Origin of the sequence: Mycobacterium sp. E787 (genome assembly GCF_001668725.1) — a bacterium.
Taxonomy (GTDB): domain Bacteria; phylum Actinomycetota; class Actinomycetes; order Mycobacteriales; family Mycobacteriaceae; genus Mycobacterium.
This window is the reverse complement of sequence record NZ_LZKL01000090.1, coordinates 1-1,288: the sequence shown is the minus strand read 5'-3', so window position 1 is coordinate 1,288 and position 1,288 is coordinate 1. Positions and strand designations below refer to the sequence as shown.

General features: G+C 73.5%; 2 protein-coding genes. Both read right to left on the bottom strand.

Going from position 1 to position 1,288, the window contains the following annotated elements:
• Positions 1-666 (bottom strand): oxidoreductase (locus A5705_RS17870; protein WP_068278944.1); only part of this gene is annotated, 666 nt, incomplete at its 3' end.
• 34 nt (positions 667-700) lie between these two features.
• Positions 701-1,288: ATP-binding cassette domain-containing protein (locus tag A5705_RS17865; protein ID WP_156763154.1), on the bottom strand; the 588-nt coding region annotated here is incomplete at its 5' end.

The following is a 1,288-nucleotide window of genomic DNA, read 5'->3' as shown; positions in this document are numbered from 1 at the left end:
CCGCTCGGCGGCCGTGGCGAACCCCCGCGCGGCATCGCGGTAGTCGGCGGGCCGGCGCATCCAATTCACCTCGGGCACGCCCAATCCGTGGGGATCCAGTCCGCTGGCGATCGTCACCAGCCGCGAAACCGCGCGGGCCACGACGCCGTCCGCGCTGCCGAACGGCCCGAGCGTCAGCAACTCGCCGTGTGCGACGGCGGCCACCACCGGCGCCGGAGCGCGGGTCCCGCCGGCCACCAGCCGTGCCAGCAGCGCCAGGCGGGTGCCCACCTCCGCGTCGGTTCGCGGGCGACCGAGCCGATCGTCGTCGGCCAGGTCGGCCGCCGCGAGCACGTGCAGGCGGGCCAGCGCCTGTAACGGCGCCCGTTGCCAGATCCCGATCAGGGGCCCACCCCCGCCTTCCAGCGCCTGGGCCACCCGCAGCGCCCCGCCGAACACCGGGTCACGGATCTGGCCGGCCTCAGCCAGGTCGTCCAGCCGGACCGGACCGCCGTCGAGCACCGACGACGCGCGCGCCGCCCGCAGCGCCGCCTCGGCCGCGGTCACCGGCCAGCGGCGCAGGTTGGCCGGATGGCGGTGTGCGCGCCCCAGCGCGTCGCGGGCCCGGTCGCTGGCCTCGGCGACGCCGGACAGCTCCATCAGCGAGGCCAGCGGGTCAGCGGTCACAACGTGCCAACCTATCGGGGCCCCGCCCAAGGCCTCAGGACGGGCGGGGAATCGCCTCCAACAACCGGCGCGTGTACTCGTGGCGCGGCCGGGTGAACAGCTCCTCGGTGGGGGCCCGCTCGACCACCCGGCCCGCGCGCATCACGAGGACATCGTCGGCGATCTGCCGGATCACCGCCAGGTCGTGGCTGATGAACAGGTAGGTCAGGCCCAGTTCGGATTGCAGCTCCGCCAGGAGGTCCAGTATCTGCGCCTGCACGAGCACGTCGAGCGCCGACACCGCCTCGTCGCACACCAGGACCTCGGGCCGCAGCGCCAGCGCCCGGGCGATGGCGACACGTTGCCGTTGGCCGCCCGAGAGTTCGCGGGGCAGCCGCGCCGACACCGACGATGGCAGAGCCACCTGGTCGAGGAGCTCGCGCACCGCCCGTTCGCGCTGCTTGCGGTCGCCCACCCGATGGATCCGCAACGGCTCCTCGACGGCACGAAACACCGAATACCTGGGATCCAAACTGCTGTAAGGGTTCTGGAACACCGGCTGTACCCGCCGGCGAAACGCCAAAGCCCTCTCGCGGCCCAGCCTGTCGTTGATGTCGGTCCCGTCGAACACCACGGTGCCCGA